At 65.3% G+C, this 15,462-nt stretch carries 14 protein-coding genes and 2 riboswitches; of the genes, 9 read left to right on the forward strand and 5 right to left on the reverse strand.

Translation table 11 applies throughout. The features are described 5' to 3' along the window. Positions 1-82: 82 nt before the first annotated feature. Genes AUR04nite_RS04800 through AUR04nite_RS04815 form a run of 4 tightly spaced genes read left to right on the forward strand, consistent with a single transcriptional unit; the run spans position 83 to position 4,324 of the window. Positions 83-1,339, forward strand: coding sequence for a cytochrome P450 (locus AUR04nite_RS04800; protein WP_141362509.1), 1,257 nt, complete (start codon positions 83-85; stop codon positions 1,337-1,339). 21 nt (positions 1,340-1,360) lie between these two features. After that, a complete protein-coding gene (locus tag AUR04nite_RS04805; RefSeq protein WP_141362511.1) occupies positions 1,361-1,684 on the forward strand; it encodes a 2Fe-2S iron-sulfur cluster-binding protein in 324 nt (107 codons plus the stop codon). A 2-nt stretch (positions 1,685-1,686) separates the two neighbouring features. Beyond that, positions 1,687-2,904 (forward strand): NAD(P)/FAD-dependent oxidoreductase, encoded by a 1,218-nt coding sequence (locus tag AUR04nite_RS04810; protein ID WP_141362513.1) that lies wholly within the window; start codon positions 1,687-1,689, stop codon positions 2,902-2,904. Between the two features lie 31 nt (positions 2,905-2,935). Further along, positions 2,936-4,324 carry an MFS transporter gene (locus tag AUR04nite_RS04815; protein ID WP_141362515.1) on the forward strand — a complete coding sequence of 463 codons (1,389 nt, stop codon included), beginning with the start codon at positions 2,936-2,938 and terminating at the stop codon, positions 4,322-4,324. A gap of 67 nt (positions 4,325-4,391) precedes the next feature. Here AUR04nite_RS04815 and AUR04nite_RS04820 read toward each other — a convergent pair whose 3' ends face one another. Then, on the reverse strand, positions 4,392-5,255 hold the full coding sequence (locus AUR04nite_RS04820) for a bifunctional methylenetetrahydrofolate dehydrogenase/methenyltetrahydrofolate cyclohydrolase (protein ID WP_407646654.1): 864 nt from the start codon (positions 5,253-5,255) through the stop codon (positions 4,392-4,394). 38 nt (positions 5,256-5,293) lie between these two features. After that, positions 5,294-5,370: riboswitch (ZMP/ZTP riboswitch) on the reverse strand. Between the two features lie 51 nt (positions 5,371-5,421). On the opposite strand from AUR04nite_RS04820, the gene AUR04nite_RS04825 reads away from it, so the two are divergent. From AUR04nite_RS04825 to AUR04nite_RS04840, 4 genes are all read left to right on the forward strand, one after another. Next, positions 5,422-6,462, forward strand: coding sequence for an FAD-dependent oxidoreductase (locus AUR04nite_RS04825; RefSeq protein WP_218024635.1), 1,041 nt, complete (start codon positions 5,422-5,424; stop codon positions 6,460-6,462). Positions 6,463-6,512: 50 nt separating this feature from the next. Continuing rightward, positions 6,513-7,352, forward strand: coding sequence for a formyltetrahydrofolate deformylase (gene purU, locus AUR04nite_RS04830; protein ID WP_141362522.1), 840 nt, complete (start codon positions 6,513-6,515; stop codon positions 7,350-7,352). A gap of 72 nt (positions 7,353-7,424) precedes the next feature. Then, a complete protein-coding gene (locus AUR04nite_RS04835) occupies positions 7,425-7,943 on the forward strand; it encodes a gamma carbonic anhydrase family protein (RefSeq protein WP_141362524.1) in 519 nt (172 codons plus the stop codon). Positions 7,944-8,068: 125 nt separating this feature from the next. Beyond that, a complete protein-coding gene (locus AUR04nite_RS04840) occupies positions 8,069-8,698 on the forward strand; it encodes a hypothetical protein (RefSeq protein ID WP_141362526.1) in 630 nt (209 codons plus the stop codon). On the opposite strand, the gene AUR04nite_RS04845 is transcribed toward AUR04nite_RS04840, so the two are convergent. The 4 genes from AUR04nite_RS04845 to AUR04nite_RS04860 form a co-directional block, all read right to left on the reverse strand. Further along, the gene (locus AUR04nite_RS04845) at positions 8,695-10,338 is read right to left on the reverse strand and encodes an HNH endonuclease signature motif containing protein (protein WP_141362528.1); all 1,644 of its coding nucleotides are present in this window, start codon (positions 10,336-10,338) and stop codon (positions 8,695-8,697) included. The two genes, AUR04nite_RS04840 and AUR04nite_RS04845, sit on opposite strands and share 4 nt — an antisense overlap. 87 nt (positions 10,339-10,425) lie before the next feature. After that, positions 10,426-11,619 carry a cystathionine gamma-synthase gene (locus AUR04nite_RS04850; protein ID WP_141362530.1) on the reverse strand — a complete coding sequence of 398 codons (1,194 nt, stop codon included), beginning with the start codon at positions 11,617-11,619 and terminating at the stop codon, positions 10,426-10,428. After that, positions 11,616-12,953, reverse strand: a complete 1,338-nt coding sequence (locus AUR04nite_RS04855) for an O-acetylhomoserine aminocarboxypropyltransferase/cysteine synthase family protein (protein WP_141362532.1) — start codon at positions 12,951-12,953, stop codon at positions 11,616-11,618. Before AUR04nite_RS04855 ends, AUR04nite_RS04850 begins: the two co-directional genes overlap by 4 nt. A 121-nt stretch (positions 12,954-13,074) precedes the next feature. Continuing rightward, a riboswitch (SAM riboswitch) is annotated at positions 13,075-13,165 on the reverse strand. Positions 13,166-13,388: 223 nt separating this feature from the next. Continuing rightward, entirely contained in the window at positions 13,389-14,330 is a 942-nt protein-coding gene (locus tag AUR04nite_RS04860; RefSeq protein ID WP_141362534.1) for a LysR family transcriptional regulator, read from the reverse strand. A 122-nt stretch (positions 14,331-14,452) separates the two neighbouring features. Here AUR04nite_RS04860 and AUR04nite_RS04865 point away from each other — a divergent pair, with 122 nt between their 5' ends. Then, the gene (locus AUR04nite_RS04865; protein WP_141362536.1) at positions 14,453-15,445 is read left to right on the forward strand and encodes a putative oxygenase MesX; all 993 of its coding nucleotides are present in this window, start codon (positions 14,453-14,455) and stop codon (positions 15,443-15,445) included. Positions 15,446-15,462 lie beyond the last annotated feature (17 nt).

Raw genomic sequence — 15,462 nt, forward strand, 5'->3', positions numbered from 1 at the left:
AATATAACCATTTTACCTGCGGATATGCCGCACATCACACTGGGTAGCAGGTCAGAACGACAATTCAGGAGCCAGCCCCGCTATGAGCCAATCACAAACAACCTGCCCTTTCACCGGTGCAACCTCAACGCCGACCTCCGCCAGTTCGCCATCGGAGCAGCCATTCCGCGAAGCGCCGTCCGCCGACTGGGTGACAATCGAGGACCTCTACAAAAACCCATTCCCCATCTACCAGCGACTGCGCGAGGAATCCCCTGTGCACTGGGTGCCGGAAGTCAACCGATACATGGTGACCTCATACAGCGCCTGCCACGAGATCGAGCAGGACGAGGCCAGGTTCTCGGCCAATGAACGCAATTCGCTGATGAAACGGTCGATGGGCCACTCCATGCTTCGCAAAGACAACCCGGAGCACCAAGTGGATCGGGATTCCTACGGCGCAACCCTCCGCCCTGCAACGATCAAGAAGCACTGGAACGAGATCTTCGCCGCCAACAACAAGAAGTATCTTGACCAGCTGATTGAGCGGGGCCCCGGTGCAGACTTCGTCTGGGACTACGCCGCACCTTATACCGCAGAGAACCTTCGCCTGATTTGCGGATTCCACAATTCAACGCAGCAGGACCTGCAGCGCTGGAGCCAAACCCTGATCGACGGCACCGGAAATTACGCCGACGACCCTGAGGTCTGGGCCCGCGCCGAGGCTTCCTCCGCCGAGGTCGACGCTGCCATTGACGACATGCTCCCCTACCTTGCGGCCACCCCCGATCATTCGCTGCTCTCCAACTTGGCCTCGATGCCGATCCCCCTGGAGGCCATCCGCGCGAACCTGAAAATGACCATTGGCGGCGGGCTGAACGAACCGCGCGACGTCCTCGCCACCACCGTATGGGCGCTGCTGTCCAACCCGGACCAACTCGACGCGGTCCTGCAGGACCCCAGCCTGTTCGCGAGAGCATTTGAAGAATCGGTGCGCTGGGTGGCGCCCATCGGCATGTACCCGCGCGAGACCACGCAAGAACTGGTATTGGAAGGCGTGCGTTTGCCGGCAGGAGCGCGCCTCGGGGTGGTGCTCGGCGCGGCGAACCGAGACCCCAAAGTCTTCTCCGAGCCGGAGACGTTCAACATCTTCCGTGAGAAGAAACCTCATCTGGCGTTCGGCGGTGGCGTGCACTTCTGTGCCGGCACCTGGATCGCGCGGGCGCAGGTCGCCCAGATCGCACTGCCCGAGCTCTTCCGCCGTCTTCCACAACTGCAGCTGGACCCGCGCTCGGCCAGCACCGATGCCGGCTGGGTCTTCCGTGGCATGACCAAAATGCCTGTCGTCTGGGAATCCTAACCACTACTAAAGGAGCATGCTATGCCTACCATCATTTTTGAACAGCCCGATGGAGCGGTCACCGAGGTCAAGGTCGACGAGGGCGGCAACATCATGCGTGCCGCAGTCTCCAACGGCATCTCCGGGATCATCGGAGAATGTGGCGGCCAGGCCATGTGCGCCACCTGCCATGTCTATGTCGATCCGCAGGCTGCCTCCGGCCTTCCCCCCGTCGGCGAAGACGAAGACGAGATGCTCGACTGCGCCGCCGCCGAACGCACCGAGTTCAGCAGGCTCGGCTGCCAGGTCAAACTCGGCGGGGCCGTGCAGCGGTTGCGCGTGAACGTGCCCAGCGATCAGGTGTAGCCGTGGAAGATCGCATAGTCATCATCGGGGCGGGCCACGCCGGCGTACAGCTGGCGGCGTCGCTGCGCGAGGCGGGCCACCGCGGCCCGCTCACCTTGATATCGCAGGAATCGGCGCTCCCCTACCAGCGCCCGCCGCTGTCCAAGGACTTCGTCGCCGCCTACGCCGACGCAGAACCGCTGGCCCTGCGCCCCGAGGACTTCTACCGTGGCGTTGATCTGGTATCGGGGGCTCGCGCAGAATCCATAGACCGGGCGGCCCGCGTCATCAGGCTCGACGACGGCACGCTGCTGGGCTATGACCGGCTGGTATTCGCCACCGGTGCCCGCAACCGGCCACTGCCCTGCGAGGGCGGCGAACTCCAGGGGGTACTGGGACTGCGGACCCTTCAGGATGCGCAGTCGCTGCAGCGGCGCCTGAATGAGGCACGCAGGGTAGTAGTCATCGGAGCAGGATTCATCGGCCTGGAATTCGCCGCGGCGGCGCGGGCGCGCGGGCTGGAGGTCACTGTGCTTGAATTCGCGCAGCGTCCGCTGGGCCGGGCAGCCTCCGAACCGCTGTCCTCATGGTTCCTGCAGGCGCACAGCGACAACGGCATCGACCTGCGCTGCGGCGAAGGGGTGCGGCGCATCCGCCAGACCGGCAGCGGCCTTGAGGTGGATTCAGCGGCAGGAAGCTACCCTGCCGATCTGGTGGTCTACGGCATCGGCGTGCAGCCCAACAGCGACCTCGCTGAAGACTGTGGGCTAGCCTGCGAAAACGGGATTCTGGTCGACGAGGCGCTGCAAACTTCCGACCCGAGGATCTTCGCCATCGGGGACTGCGCCAGCTTCCCGCTCGCGGGCAAGCGCGTTCGTCTTGAATCGGTGCAGAACGCCAACGACCAAGCCCGCACTCTGGCACATACCCTGACCGGAGTGCCTCAGGCCTACGCCGAGCTGCCCTGGTTCTGGAGCGCCCAGGGCGAGCATCGCCTGCAGATTGCAGGGCTGTCTACAACGGGTGACGAGCCGGTGATTCTCGGAGCGCCCCAAACCGGCAAGTTCTCCATCGCCCTGTTCCGCGAAGGGATGCTGGTGGCCGTGGAGTCGGTCAACAAGCCTGCCGACCATATCGCCGCCCGCAAGCTCTTGGGCAGCGGGGCGCCGGTCACCGCCGCCATGGTGCAGGCTTCCGCGTCGCTCAAAGACCTTCTTCGCAACTCCCCGATCCCCGCCTAACCTTCCACCGACAAGAACCAGAGGTAACAACGTGAGTACCGCAGTTTCACAAGGGCGCGCCGCCAGCCAGCGACGCATCGCCTTCGCCACCATCATCGGCACCACCATCGAATGGTACGACTTCTTCATCTATGCCACGGCGGCAGGGCTAGTCTTCGCCCACCTGTTCTTCGAGCCTGCTGGGTCGCAGATCGGCCTGCTGCTTTCCTTCGCCAGCGTCGGCATCTCGTTCCTTTTCCGCCCGCTGGGCGCCTTCCTGGCCGGGCATTTCGGCGACAAGATCGGCCGACGCGCCATGCTGGTGCTCACCCTGACGCTGATGGGCGCCTCGACCATCCTGATCGGCGTCCTGCCGACCTATGAAACCGCCGGAATTCTCGCGCCGGTTCTTCTTCTGCTGCTGCGCATCACCCAGGGCATCTCCGCCGGCGGCGAATGGGGCGGCGCGGTGCTGATGGCGGTGGAGCATGCTCCAGCTCAGCGCCGCGGGCGGGCCGGAGCCTACCCGCAGCTTGGCGTTCCGCTGGGCATGCTGCTGGCGTCGGCGATGATGGCGTTGATGACGGGTGTCATTTCTCCCGGCGAGCAGTTTGTTGCCTGGGGCTGGCGCGTGCCTTTCCTGGTCAGCTTCGTGCTGATCGTCGTCGGCTACTTCATCCGCCGTTCGGTCGACGAATCGCCGGTGTTCGAGGAGATCGCGCAAAAGAAGGCCCAGACTCGCGTCCCGATCGTGGTGCTGTTCAAAAAGCACTGGCTGCTAGTGCTCATCGCGGCCCTCATCTTCGCCGGCAATAACGCCGCAGGCTATATGACCACCGGCGGGTTCCTGCAGGCCTACATGACCAACCCCGAAGGCCCGGTAGGGTTCGACAGGACCCAGGTGCTGCTGGCAGTGTCCTTCGGCGCCGTCATGTGGTTCATCTTCACGCTGCTGTCGGGCGTGGTGTCCGACCGTATTGGGCGCAAGCGCACCTACCAGATCGGCTTCATCAGCCAGCTGCTCTGCGTCTTCCCGTTGTTCTGGCTGGTCAACGCCGCGAGCCTGCCGCTGCTGTACCTCGCCTTCGCACTGTTCTCCGTTGGGCTGGGATTCTCCTACGGCCCGCAGGCCGCCCTGTATTCCGAGCTGTTCCCGGCCTCGGTGCGCTTCTCCGGGGTGTCGATTTCCTACGCCTTCGGCGCGATTCTGGGCGGCGCCTTCGCTCCGATGATCGCCACCGCGCTGGTCCAAGCCACTGGCGGCACCAATGCGGTGGCCTGGTATCTCGCAGGGTTGACTGCCGTATCCCTAGCGGCCGTCTCGCTGGTCCGCGACCGCAGCGGGATCGACTTGTCCATCGGCAACCAGGCCGAACAGGAAGTCGGGGCGCTGGTCTTCGACAACAGACGAGCCGTGCAGCCAGTGAAGCAGGATGCGTAGAATGTCAGCTTAACAAAGCCAACGGCCAGCGAAATGCTGGCCGTTGGCTTGTTTATTTAACGTTGGTCTAGCGGATGCCGGCGGCGCGCTCGGCGGTTTCCACCACGTTGTTCAGCAGCATGGCGCGGGTCATCGGGCCTACGCCGCCCGGGTTCGGCGAGACCCAGCTGGCCACTTCGTAGAGCGCTGGATCGATGTCTCCGGTGACCTTGCCGTCCACGCGGGAGACGCCCACGTCCAGCAGGATCGCGCCGGGCTTGGCGGTCTTGATCATGTGGGCGGAACCGGCGGCCGCGATGACCACATCGGCCTGCGCCAGCAGCTCGTCAAGGTTGGTGGTGCCGGTGTGCGCCAGGGTGACCGTGGCGTTCACATTGCGGCGGGTGAGCAGCAGTCCGACCGGGCGGCCGATGGTCACTCCGCGGCCGACCACCAGCACGTGCTTGCCCTTGAGGTCAATGTCGTGGCGGGCCAGCAGCTCCACGCAGCCCAGCGGGGTGCAAGGCAGCGGCGAGGTCATCGGGCGGTTCACGTTGGCGACCAGGCGGCCCAGGTTCATCGGATGCAGGCCGTCGGCGTCCTTGGCAGGATCCATGGCCTCCAGGACCGCATCCTGGTTGATGTGCTTGGGCAGCGGCAGCTGGATGATGTAGCCGGTGCAGTCTGGGTTTTCGTTCAGCTCCTGCACCTTGGCGAGGAGCTCTTCCTGGGTGGTTTCCTCCGGCAGGTCCACGCGGATGGATTCGATGCCCACCTGCGCGCAATCGCGGTGCTTGCCCGCAACATACCAGGCCGAGCCCGGATCGTCGCCCACCAGAATGGTGCCCAGGCCGGTACGGTGCCCGGCGGCCTTCAATGCGGCGACTCGTTCGGTTAGCTCCTGCTTGATGGCGGCCGCGGTGGCCTTGCCGTCGAGAATGCGTGCGCTCACGCGTATCCTTCCGTCGACGCCCATTTACGGGCGGATGGTGTGCGGACCCAGGCGCGCGGCACGCACAATTAGCTCCCCGGTGGTTACCCACCCAACGCCAGTCACGCGGTTAATTCTACCGGTTTGCGGCGGGAATGCCTTAGGCCCCGGCGGTGTTCTAGCTGACATGTATGAAAGCATCGTGATCGGGGCCGGCCAGGCCGGGCTGTCAGCCGCCTACCATCTACAGCGCCGGGGTGTGGATTTCATCGTGCTCGACGCCAACCCGGGCCCGGGCGGCGCCTGGCAGAACCGCTGGGACTCGCTCACCCTGGGCGCCGCGCACCACATCCACCCGCTGCCGGATTTCCCGCTGGCCGAACAGGACTCCACGCGTCCTGCCTCTGCGGTGGTGGCCGAATATTACGGCGAGTATGAGCGCCGCTTTCAGCTTCCCGTGCGCCACGGCATCAGCGTCGAGCGCGTTACGCATGAGGACGGCGTGTTCACGGTGCACGCCGGGGGCGAGGAATTCACCTCCGCCACCCTGATCAATGCGACAGGCACCTGGACCAACCCCTTCTGGCCCTCCTACCCCGGACAATTCGACGGCCCGCAGGTGCACACCAACGGCTTCAGGTCCGTAGAGCAGTTTGCCGGGCAGCGGGTGCTGGTGGTCGGCGCGGGCGCCAGCGCCACCCAGTTCATCGTCGCGCTGCGGGCCGCCGGCGTGGACACCCTGTGGTCCACGCGCAATGCGCCTGACTGGCGCGAGGTGCCCTCCGGCACCGAGTGGGGCCAGGAGGTCGAACGCCAGGTCAACGAGCGCACCCGGGCGGGGCTTCCGCCCAAGTCCGTGGTTGGCACCACCGGGCTGCTGCTCACCCCCGCGATGCGGGCAGGGATCGCCTCCGGTGCGCTGGTATCCCGCGGCGCGATTGCCCGGCTGGAATCCGACGCGGTGGTGTTCACCGACGGCAGCCGCGAGCACATCGACGCGATCCTCTGGGCCACCGGCTTCCGCCATGCCCACCGCCACCTGCGCCCGCTGAAGCTGCACACCCCTGCCGGCGGGATCCTGGTGGGCGATGACGGGGTGAGCGCGCTGGAACTGCCGGGGATGTTCTTCGTCGGCTACGGCGCGTCCGCGTCGACCCTGGGAGCAACCCGCGCTGGGCGCAAGGCAGCGGCGGCCGCCGCCAAGTTCCTGGCGGCGGTTCCGGCGTAGCACTTCACGCAATTGGGCGCATCAGCGGCCGGGGCGCTAGGTTAAGGTGCATGAATTACATCGTCGCCCTGTCCTGTCTTGACCGCCCCGGCATCGTGCATGCAATTTCCGGCGGGCTGCTGGGCGCCGGTTGCAACATCATCGAGTCCCAGCAGTTCCGCTCGCCCGAATCCGGCACCTTCTTCATGCGCATCGAGGTGGCCACTTCCGCGTCGCTGGAGCAGGTGCGCGCCGCGCTGGCGCCGATCCGCGACGACTTCCACATGGACCTGCGGGTTTCCGACGCCGCCGCGCGCACCCGCACCATGATCATGTGCTCCACCGCGGGGCATGCGCTCAACGACCTGCTCTTCGCCCAGCGCTCCGGCACGCTGCCCATCGAGGTGCCGGTCATCGTCTCCAACCACCTCACGCTCAAGCCCATGGCAGATTTCTACGGGGTGGACTTTGTGCATCTGCCGGTCACCGCGGCGAACAAGTCCCAGGCCGAGGCGGAGCTGCTGGGGCTGGCGGAAAAATACGACATCGAGCTGGTGGTGCTGGCCCGCTATATGCAGATCCTCTCCGACTCGCTGTGCGAGCGCATGGAGGGCCGGGTCATCAACATCCACCACTCGTTCCTGCCTTCCTTCAAGGGCGCCAAGCCCTACCACCAGGCCTATGCGCGCGGCGTGAAGCTGATCGGCGCCACGGCGCACTATGTCACCGCGGACCTGGACGAGGGCCCGATCATTGACCAGGAAGTGACCAGCGTGAACCACACGCGCAGCGCCGAACAGCTGGTGCAGTTGGGACGGAGCGTGGAGGGGCGGACGCTGACCCGTGCCGTGCAATGGCATGCCGAGCACCGGGTGATGCTGGACGGACAGCGCACCGTCGTCTTCTCCTAGCGCCGTCTTCTGCCCGACTTATCGCGGCGCCAATTACTGTAGTAGGCGCAAACGCCTACTACAGTAGGTGGCATGAGCCACATCATCACCATTGACGGCGCGACCCCGAAGGTCGGCCAGGACGTATTCCTCGCACCTACCGCCACCCTGAGCGGCGATGTTGAGCTGGCGGACCGCGCCAGCGCCTTCTACGGAGTATCCGTGCGCGGAGACTCCGCGCCGATCCGCGTGGGCGAAGGCACCAACCTGCAGGACAACGTCGTGCTCCACGCTGACACCGGCTACCCCTGCACCCTGGGCGCGGGCGTTTCCGTCGGCCACACCGCAGTAGTGCACGGGGCAACCATTGGCGATGGCAGCCTGATCGGCATGAGTGCCACCGTCATGAACGGCGCAGTGATCGGCGAACAGTCGCTGGTCGCCGCCGGCGCACTGGTGCTTGAGGGCACTCAGGTGCCGCCGCGCTCGCTTGTCGCCGGTGTGCCTGCCAAGGTGCGCCGCGAGCTGACCGAGGAAGAGATCGCCGGACTGAAGAAGAACGCCGACACCTACCTGGGTCTGGCCGCAAAACATCTTGTAGCGAATTCCTAATCGAGTTCGCACAATAGAACACCAATCTTTCACGAGGGTCGGCTCTTGCCGGCCCTCGTGCTTTATTCAGCGGGCGGCAGTAGGGTGTAACAACTGATGGTTCGGCCCTACGAAGGTGGTGCGCGATGGCTGTCCCATTCCGGCTCTGTGCGGCGGCGATGATGCTGGCGCTGGCCTCTTGCTCCAGCACTGCCGACCCGCAAGGCGTTGCAGAAGACGGCGCCACTAAGAGATCGCCGGACACCTCCGCATCGGCAGCAACGGCAAGCGACGGTCCGCTGAAACTGCCGAGCACGTTGAGCTGCGAGCAGTCTATGGGCGGCACCGTCACCATGAGCGAAGAGGCCTCGTTTGGCATCGAATCGGTGAGCTGGAGCGGAAGCCCGGACACGTACCACTTCACGGTCACCGACCTGACCGGCTACCCAGTCCTGGTAGGCGGTGTCGAGTACGGAGGATGGAAGGCGCCGATCACCCTTGCCGCCGATGCCGGCACGCGGATCATCGAAGTCCTCTCACCCTCCGATGCAGCGCTTCTGATTTCTCCCATGAAGTACTGGGGAACCTCGGAACAGCTGAAGCGGGGCGAGATCGTACTGCCGGAGCGCTATGAACTGCGCAGCTGTTCTACGGCGGCCACGTACCCATCGATGGTCCTGGTTCGGGAGGCTTCCTGCGTGGTGCTGCGGGTGACCGACCCCGCGCGCCAAGCCAGTAAGGATTTCAACGTGCCCATGTATGGCGGGAAGTGCTAAGGCTCGATGATCTCGACGTCCAGGGTGCCATCACGCCATTTCTGCGTGGCTATGGACGTTTGAAGCTGAGCCGCCTGGGCTTCGGCAGGCGTCATGAAGTACGTGTTAACCTGCAGCTTCTGCGAGGGGTTCAACTCCAGCGGGAGCAGCACCAGCGGCCGGGAGTTCGGGATGATGACCGCGTGGAACAACCCGCAGTGCCTGGCGATATGGTGCACCTCGCACCATAGGCCGGCGCGGTCGATGTCAGTCCGGCCGCCATTCTCCCACTTGTCCAAGTGGTCCGCTTCGCAGCGGCTGGCAGGCATGGTGCAGCCAGGGTAGCCGCAGCCGCGGTGCACCGCCCGCAGCGCGCGGACCTGCGCCTTGGAGAAGAGCCGCTGGGAGCGGCCCAAATCCAGGATCTTGCTCTGCCCGGAAAGCACCAGCGGGTAGAGTCCGGCGGTGCAGACTTTCGCCCTGGCCTCGCCGGCTGTCAGCGGGATGCCCCGGGTGGTGACGGCGAAGTCGCGGCCGGTCTGGCACATCTTGTCGTAGTCGATCAGGATGCCTATCTGATCTGTATTCCGTACCAGCGCATCGGGCGGGCCATTGGATCTGAGCAAGGCCAAGAGACCCAGCAGGTGCCGCACCTCCGGGCGCAGTTCCTCGATGGGCGGTGATACGTTCGGTTCTGGAGTGGTTGAGCCGGAGTTTTCTTTGGAAGTGCCACCAGCGGGAGTATTAACAGTGCCAAATGCGTCGGCGGAAGTGCCGTCGTCTGCGCCGGGCTGCGCCCAGTCGGGCATGGTGGACTTGTCGTCCCATTCCGGCTGTGCTTCTGCAAAGAGCCCGGTGGCTTGGGCGCGCAGCAGGTCGCGGTTTCCGGCCATCGTCTTGGGATTGTCCATCGCCTCACTTAGGGAATCCATCAGCGGTGCCTGGGAGGGCAGCATTTTGACTAGGTAAGAGCACAGGCCGCGGCTTGTTCCGCGCTTGTAGACGCCAATTTCATCAAGCAGTGACTCCTCCGAGCGCTCGTCTGACACCGACTGATCCACCGCATCCTTGATGTGCCTGCGGGCGGTGGCAGGATCGGCCATGAAGCCGGCGCAGTCGCGCTGTAGCGTGGTGCAAGAAGCGTCGTCCAGATCCTTGCGGACCGTCTGGATCTGCCGGGCGGCGCTGAGCACCAGGCGCGGATCGGCATCCGTGGTGAAGGTTTCCGCCAGCACCGCCAGGCGCGGGGCGGTGCGTTCGCCGGCATCGTTGACCTGGGCAATGAGATTGTCCACCTGGGCCAGACGGTCGCGGGCGGTGGACAATGGGAGGTTCAGCCAGTTGACCAGCACATCCAGCGACTTCTTGTAGTGGGTGCGCCCGGCGGTGGTGTTGCCGGCTGTGGCAGACAGGTCGCCGGGGTGCAGGCCGGCCTGGGTGATTGCCTGCAGGGATTGTGCATCCAGTTTGTGGGCGCCGGTGCGGCGGAGGGCGTCGGCCGCGTGGAGCTGGGCGCGGGACAGTTCTTTGGACAGCTCTTCGACCAGCCACGCGGCATGGGCGGCATGGCCCGCGGGAAGCTGCGGGTCGCCGGCGATGGCCGCGGTGGCGGTGGCAATGAGCTCGGCCGCCTGGGCCAGCTCATGGATCGGGCTGTTCATGAACCCAGTCTGCCCCGCACCGTGATGGCGCGGGGCAGATGGGTGACGGGCTGTGGAGAACTGTGCTGTGGTGAACCGTGCTGCAGATTAGGCGTGCACGGCGACGCGCTGGCCCTGCGAGGCGCGGGCGGCGGCGGACAGCCCGCGTTCCAGATCGCCCAGCAGGTCCTCGACCTCTTCGATGCCCACCGAGAGGCGCACCAGGTTGGCCGGGACTTCCAGCGGGGTGCCGATCAGCGAAGCGTGGGTCATCTCCCGCGGGTAGCAGACCAGCGACTCGACCCCGCCCAGGGAGACCGAGAGCTGGAAGTAGTGCATGGATTCGGCGAAGGCGCGGGCCGCGGCCTCGTCGGCCAGCTGGAGGGAGACGATGCCGCCGAAGTCGCGCTGCTGGCGGGCGGCCAGCTCGTGCCCCGGGTGGGATTCCAGTCCGGGATAGTAGACGCGGGCGACGTCCTCATGCGAGTCGAGCCAGTGGGCGATGGTGTTGGCGCTGGCGCAATGCCGGGCCATGCGCAGGCCCAGGGTCTTCAGGCCGCGGGCCGCCAGGTAGGAATCCTGCGGGCCGGAGACTGCTCCCCCGGCGAACTGCTGGAAGGACACGGCCTGGGCCAGGGACTGGCCGCGGTGCTCGTGGTCGGCCACGATGACCGCCCCGCCGAGCACATCGGAGTGCCCGCCAATGTACTTGGTGGTGGAGTGCACCACCGCATGCGCGCCGAATTCCAGCGGGCGCTGCAGGTACGGGGTGGCGAAGGTGTTGTCCACGACCAGCAGGGCGCCGGCCTCGCGGGCCAGGGCTGCCCAGCCTGCCACATCGGCGATGCCCAGCAGCGGGTTGGACGGGGTTTCCAGCCAGAGCAGTGCGGTGTTCGGGCGCAGTGCGGTGCGCACCGCGTCCAGGTTGGTGATGTCCACCGCGGAGGAGGTGATCCCCCATTTGCTGTGCAGTTGGGAGATGAGCCGGTTGGTGCCGCCGTAGCCGTCGGCGCCCAATACGATGTGGTCGCCCGGTTGAAGCACCGCGCGCAGCAGGGCGTCCTCGGCGGCGATGCCGGAGGCGAAGGAGTAGCCGGCGGCCCCGTGCTCCAGGGCGGCGAGCTGTTCCTCGAAGCCGTTGCGGGTCGGGTTGGAGCCGCGGGAGTATTCGTGCCCGGCGCGCAGCACGTTGATGCCGTCCTGGATGAAGGTGCTGGTCTGGTAGATCGGCGGGATCACCGCACCGGTGTGCGGGTCCTTTGACTGTCCGGCGTGCACCGCCAGGGTGTTGAAGCCGCTCATGCGAACACCACGTCCTTAACGGTCGACTTGTCGCCTGAAACCTCGGCGGCTGCCAGCGCGCGGTCAAGATCGCGGATCAGGTCTGCAGGGTCTTCCAGGCCCACGGAGATGCGCAGCACCCCGGCGTTCAGCCCGGCCTCGGCCAGCTGGGATGGTGTCAGGCGGCAGTGGGTCATCGTCGCCGGGTGGGCGATCATGGTGCGGGTGTCGCCGATATTCGCCGCCAGGGCGATGATCTTCAGGTTGTCGATGAAGGCAGGGACCAGGTCTGCGTCGTGCAGTTCTACTGCCAGCACGCTGCCGGTGCCGCGCGGGAAGAACTTCGCCGCGCGCTCGTGGTGGCGGTGGGTGGTGCGCGATGGGTGGTGCACGGCTTTGACCAGCGGGTGGGCCTCAAGGAAGTTGGCCAGCAGCAGCAGGGTCGACTGGGCGGCGGCGGTGCGCACCGGCAGGGTCTCGATACCGGTGATGATGCTGTGGGCGTTGGCCGCCGGCAGGGTGGGGCCCAGATCGTGCAGGAACTTGGAGCGCACCAGCATGGAGTAGGCGCCGCCGGCATAGCGGGCCAGCAGGGAGGTGCCGGCATAGCGTTCGCGGGCGCGGGCGATCTGCGGCCAGCGCGCCTCGTCGGAGAAGTCGAAGGTGCCCGAATCGACCACCACGCCGCCGAGCACCTGGCCGTGCCCGGCCAGCGCCTTGGTGGCAGAGTGCACCACGATGTCTGCCCCGTAGGCCAGCGGCTTGAAGTTCGCCGGGGTGGCAAGGGTGTTGTCCACGACCACCGGGATGTTGTGGCGGTGGGCCACCTCGGCCAGGGCAGGGAGGTCGGGCAGGGTGGAGAGCGGATTGGTCACGGACTCCAGGAAGAACGCGCGGGTGTCTTCTTCGATCGCAGCTTCCCAGGCGGCTGGCTGGTCCGGGTCCACAAAGGTGATGCGGATGCCGAAGTCGTTGAAGGAGTCGGTGAGCAGGTCAACGGTGCCGCCGTAGAGCTGGCTGGAGGCGATGATGTGCTTGGGCCCCTGGGTCAGGGCCAGCAGGGAGAGGGCCACGGCGGCCTGGCCGGTGGCGGTGGCTACCGCGTTGGCCCCGCCTTCCAGGGCGGCGGCGCGCTGTTCGAACACGGAGACCGTGGGGTTGCCGGTGCGCGAGTAGGTGAAGCCGGAGGCGCGCAGCGCGAACTTCTCCACCGCCTCGGCGTGGGAGCCGAATTCGTAGGCGGCCGAGGAATACAGCGGCACGGTCAGCGGGCGGTAGTCTCCGCTGGGGGTGTAGCCGGCGTGGATGGCAGTGGTCGACGGCTGGACTTGCGGCAGGGTGTTTGGCTGCGTCATGGCTGGACTCCTTCTCGTTGTGTCGTTCCACGAGTGAGTGCACCTTGCGCGGTGGCTGGGCCAGGCGATATCGCCCGCGGCATCCGGCACAGCGCAGCGTCGCAAGGACGCTTTCGGGGCTGCTCCATCGTTCCTGGCATTAGCACCTTTCGGTTTCCCGATGGTTGCTGCGACGTCGACGAGCCAGATCTCTTAGTCGCTCTTGATGGGTTGTGTGCTTCCCATGGTTGGGCACGGCCGGCGGGAGGCGCAAACGGCATGCGGCCCGGCGCTTCACACTGGGCCGCGGCCCGTCATATGTCGCACTTTCGTCATCATGACATTGCCCCGTCATGCGCTGTGTTACGCGCAGAAAGCGAAAGAATCCCCGGGATTGCAGAGTTTGGGCCCAGAAAAGTTACGAAGGTGCCGAATTCAATGACGCGAGTGTGTCGGTCAGCCGAGCACTTGGACGCCGAATCCGGCGACCACCGAGCGCACTTCCTCCAGATAGCGCTGCGCCTGTTCGGTCAGCGGGATCGCCGCGTGGTCGATCCAGCCGATCTCGATCCGGCCCTCGACATCCAGCGGGATGGAGACGATGGACGGGTCCAGCTCGTCGCTGATGATGCCGGTGGAGATGGTGTATCCGCCCAGGCCGATCATGAGGTTGAAGATGGTGGCGCGGTCCGAGACCCTGATTTCGCGCTTGCTGGAGAGGGTAGAGAGGATCTCCTCAGCGAAGTAGAAGGAGCTGTTCGAGCCCTGGTCGAAGGTCAGCCGCGGCAGGTCTTCCAGGTCTTCCAAGGTGGCGCGTTCCTTGGAGGCCAGCGGGTTGCCGCGCGAGATGAAGATGTGCGGGTCGGCCAGGAACAGCGGGTGGAACACCAGCTTCGATTCGCGCAGCAGCTTGTCGATGACCTTTTGGTTGAAGTCGTTGCGGTAGAGGATCCCGATTTCGCTGCGCAGCGTGCGCACGTCCTCGATGATCTCCTCGGTGCGGGTCTCGCGCAACGAAAACTCGTACTCTTCCGCCCCGCTGGCCTGGACCATTTTCACGAAGGCGTCCACGGAGAAGGAGTAGTGCTGGGTGGAGATGCCCAGCAGGCGGCGGGAGGGCGGCCGGCCCAGGTAGCGCTGTTCCAGCAGCTCGATCTGTTCGGCCACCTGCCGGGCGTAGCCCAGGAATTCGGCGCCTTCCACGGTGAGCGTCACACCCTTGGCCGAGCGGACCAGCAGCGTGCGCCCCAGGCGGGCTTCAAGCTCCTTCATCGCCGCGGACATGCTGGGCTGGGCCACGTAGAGCAGATCCGCCGCGGCGGAGATCGACCCCTCGGTGGCAACGGCAATGAAATAGCGCAGCTGCTGCAGCGTCAGGCCATGAGCTTTCTGAACCATAGGCTGAGTCTATATCAATCCATAGCTAAGCCGAGTTACCTGATATCAGAAAAGGCCATGCATGATTGACGCATCGACCTTCTTCCGGCCTGTCCAGGCCGCTGACCAACAGATTGGCCGCCATGGCAGACGCATTGACCTTCAGCATTTCAAGCACCGAATTCACCGAGGACTACACTCCCTCCCCCGATTCGCGCATCACCACGAACTTCGCCAACTTAGCCCGCGGGGAGAACCGCCAGGAGAACCTGCGCAATGCCCTGACGATGATCAACCGGCGCTTCAATTCGCTGGCCCACTGGGACAATCCTGACGGCGAGCGCTATGAGCTGGAGCTTGAAATTCTCTCCGCCAACGTGCACTTCGACGGAGCTCAGGGGGCGCAGGACTTCCCACTGCTGGAGGTGCTGAACACCAGCATCCTGGACCGCCAGACAGGGACCCGCAGCGCGGGAATTGTGGGCAACAACTTCTCCTCCTATGTGCGCGACTACGACTTCAGCGTGGTGCTGCCCAACGCGGCCGACGCCACGGGCAAGCCTTCTTTGCCGGAAGATTTCGGAGACCTGCACGGCAGGCTCTTTGAGCATTTCCTGAATTCGGCGGCCTACCGCAAGCGCTTTGAGCAGCTGCCGGTAATCTGCATCAGCGTCTCCACTTCCAAGACCTACCGCCGCAACGGCAACAGCCACCCTGTCCTCGGCCTTGAATACGAGCAGGATGACTACTCGCTGACCGATGCCTACTTTGCAAAGATGGGCCTGCGCGTGTGCTACTTCATGCCAGTCGGCTCCGTTGCTCCGCTGGCCTTCTACTTCCGCGGGGATCTGCTCAACGACTACACGGATCTGCAGCTGGCCAGCATCATTAGCACCATGGAGACCTTCCAGAAGATCTACCGTCCGGAGATCTACAACGCAAATTCCCCTGCTCCGGCGGTCTACCAGCCGAGCCTGAGCGCACAGGACTTCTCCCGCACCCGCATCGACTACGACCGCGAAGAGCGCACCCGCCTGGGCGCCAGCCAGGGCAAGTACACCGAAGAACACTTCATCACCCCGAACCGCGAACTGCTCGACGCCTGGGCCGCCGGCTACGCAGTTCCCGCCGCCTAACCATTTACCTCCAGAAT

Origin of the sequence: Glutamicibacter uratoxydans (assembly GCF_006539925.1) — a bacterium.
GTDB classification, from domain to species: Bacteria; Actinomycetota; Actinomycetes; order Actinomycetales; family Micrococcaceae; genus Glutamicibacter; species Glutamicibacter uratoxydans.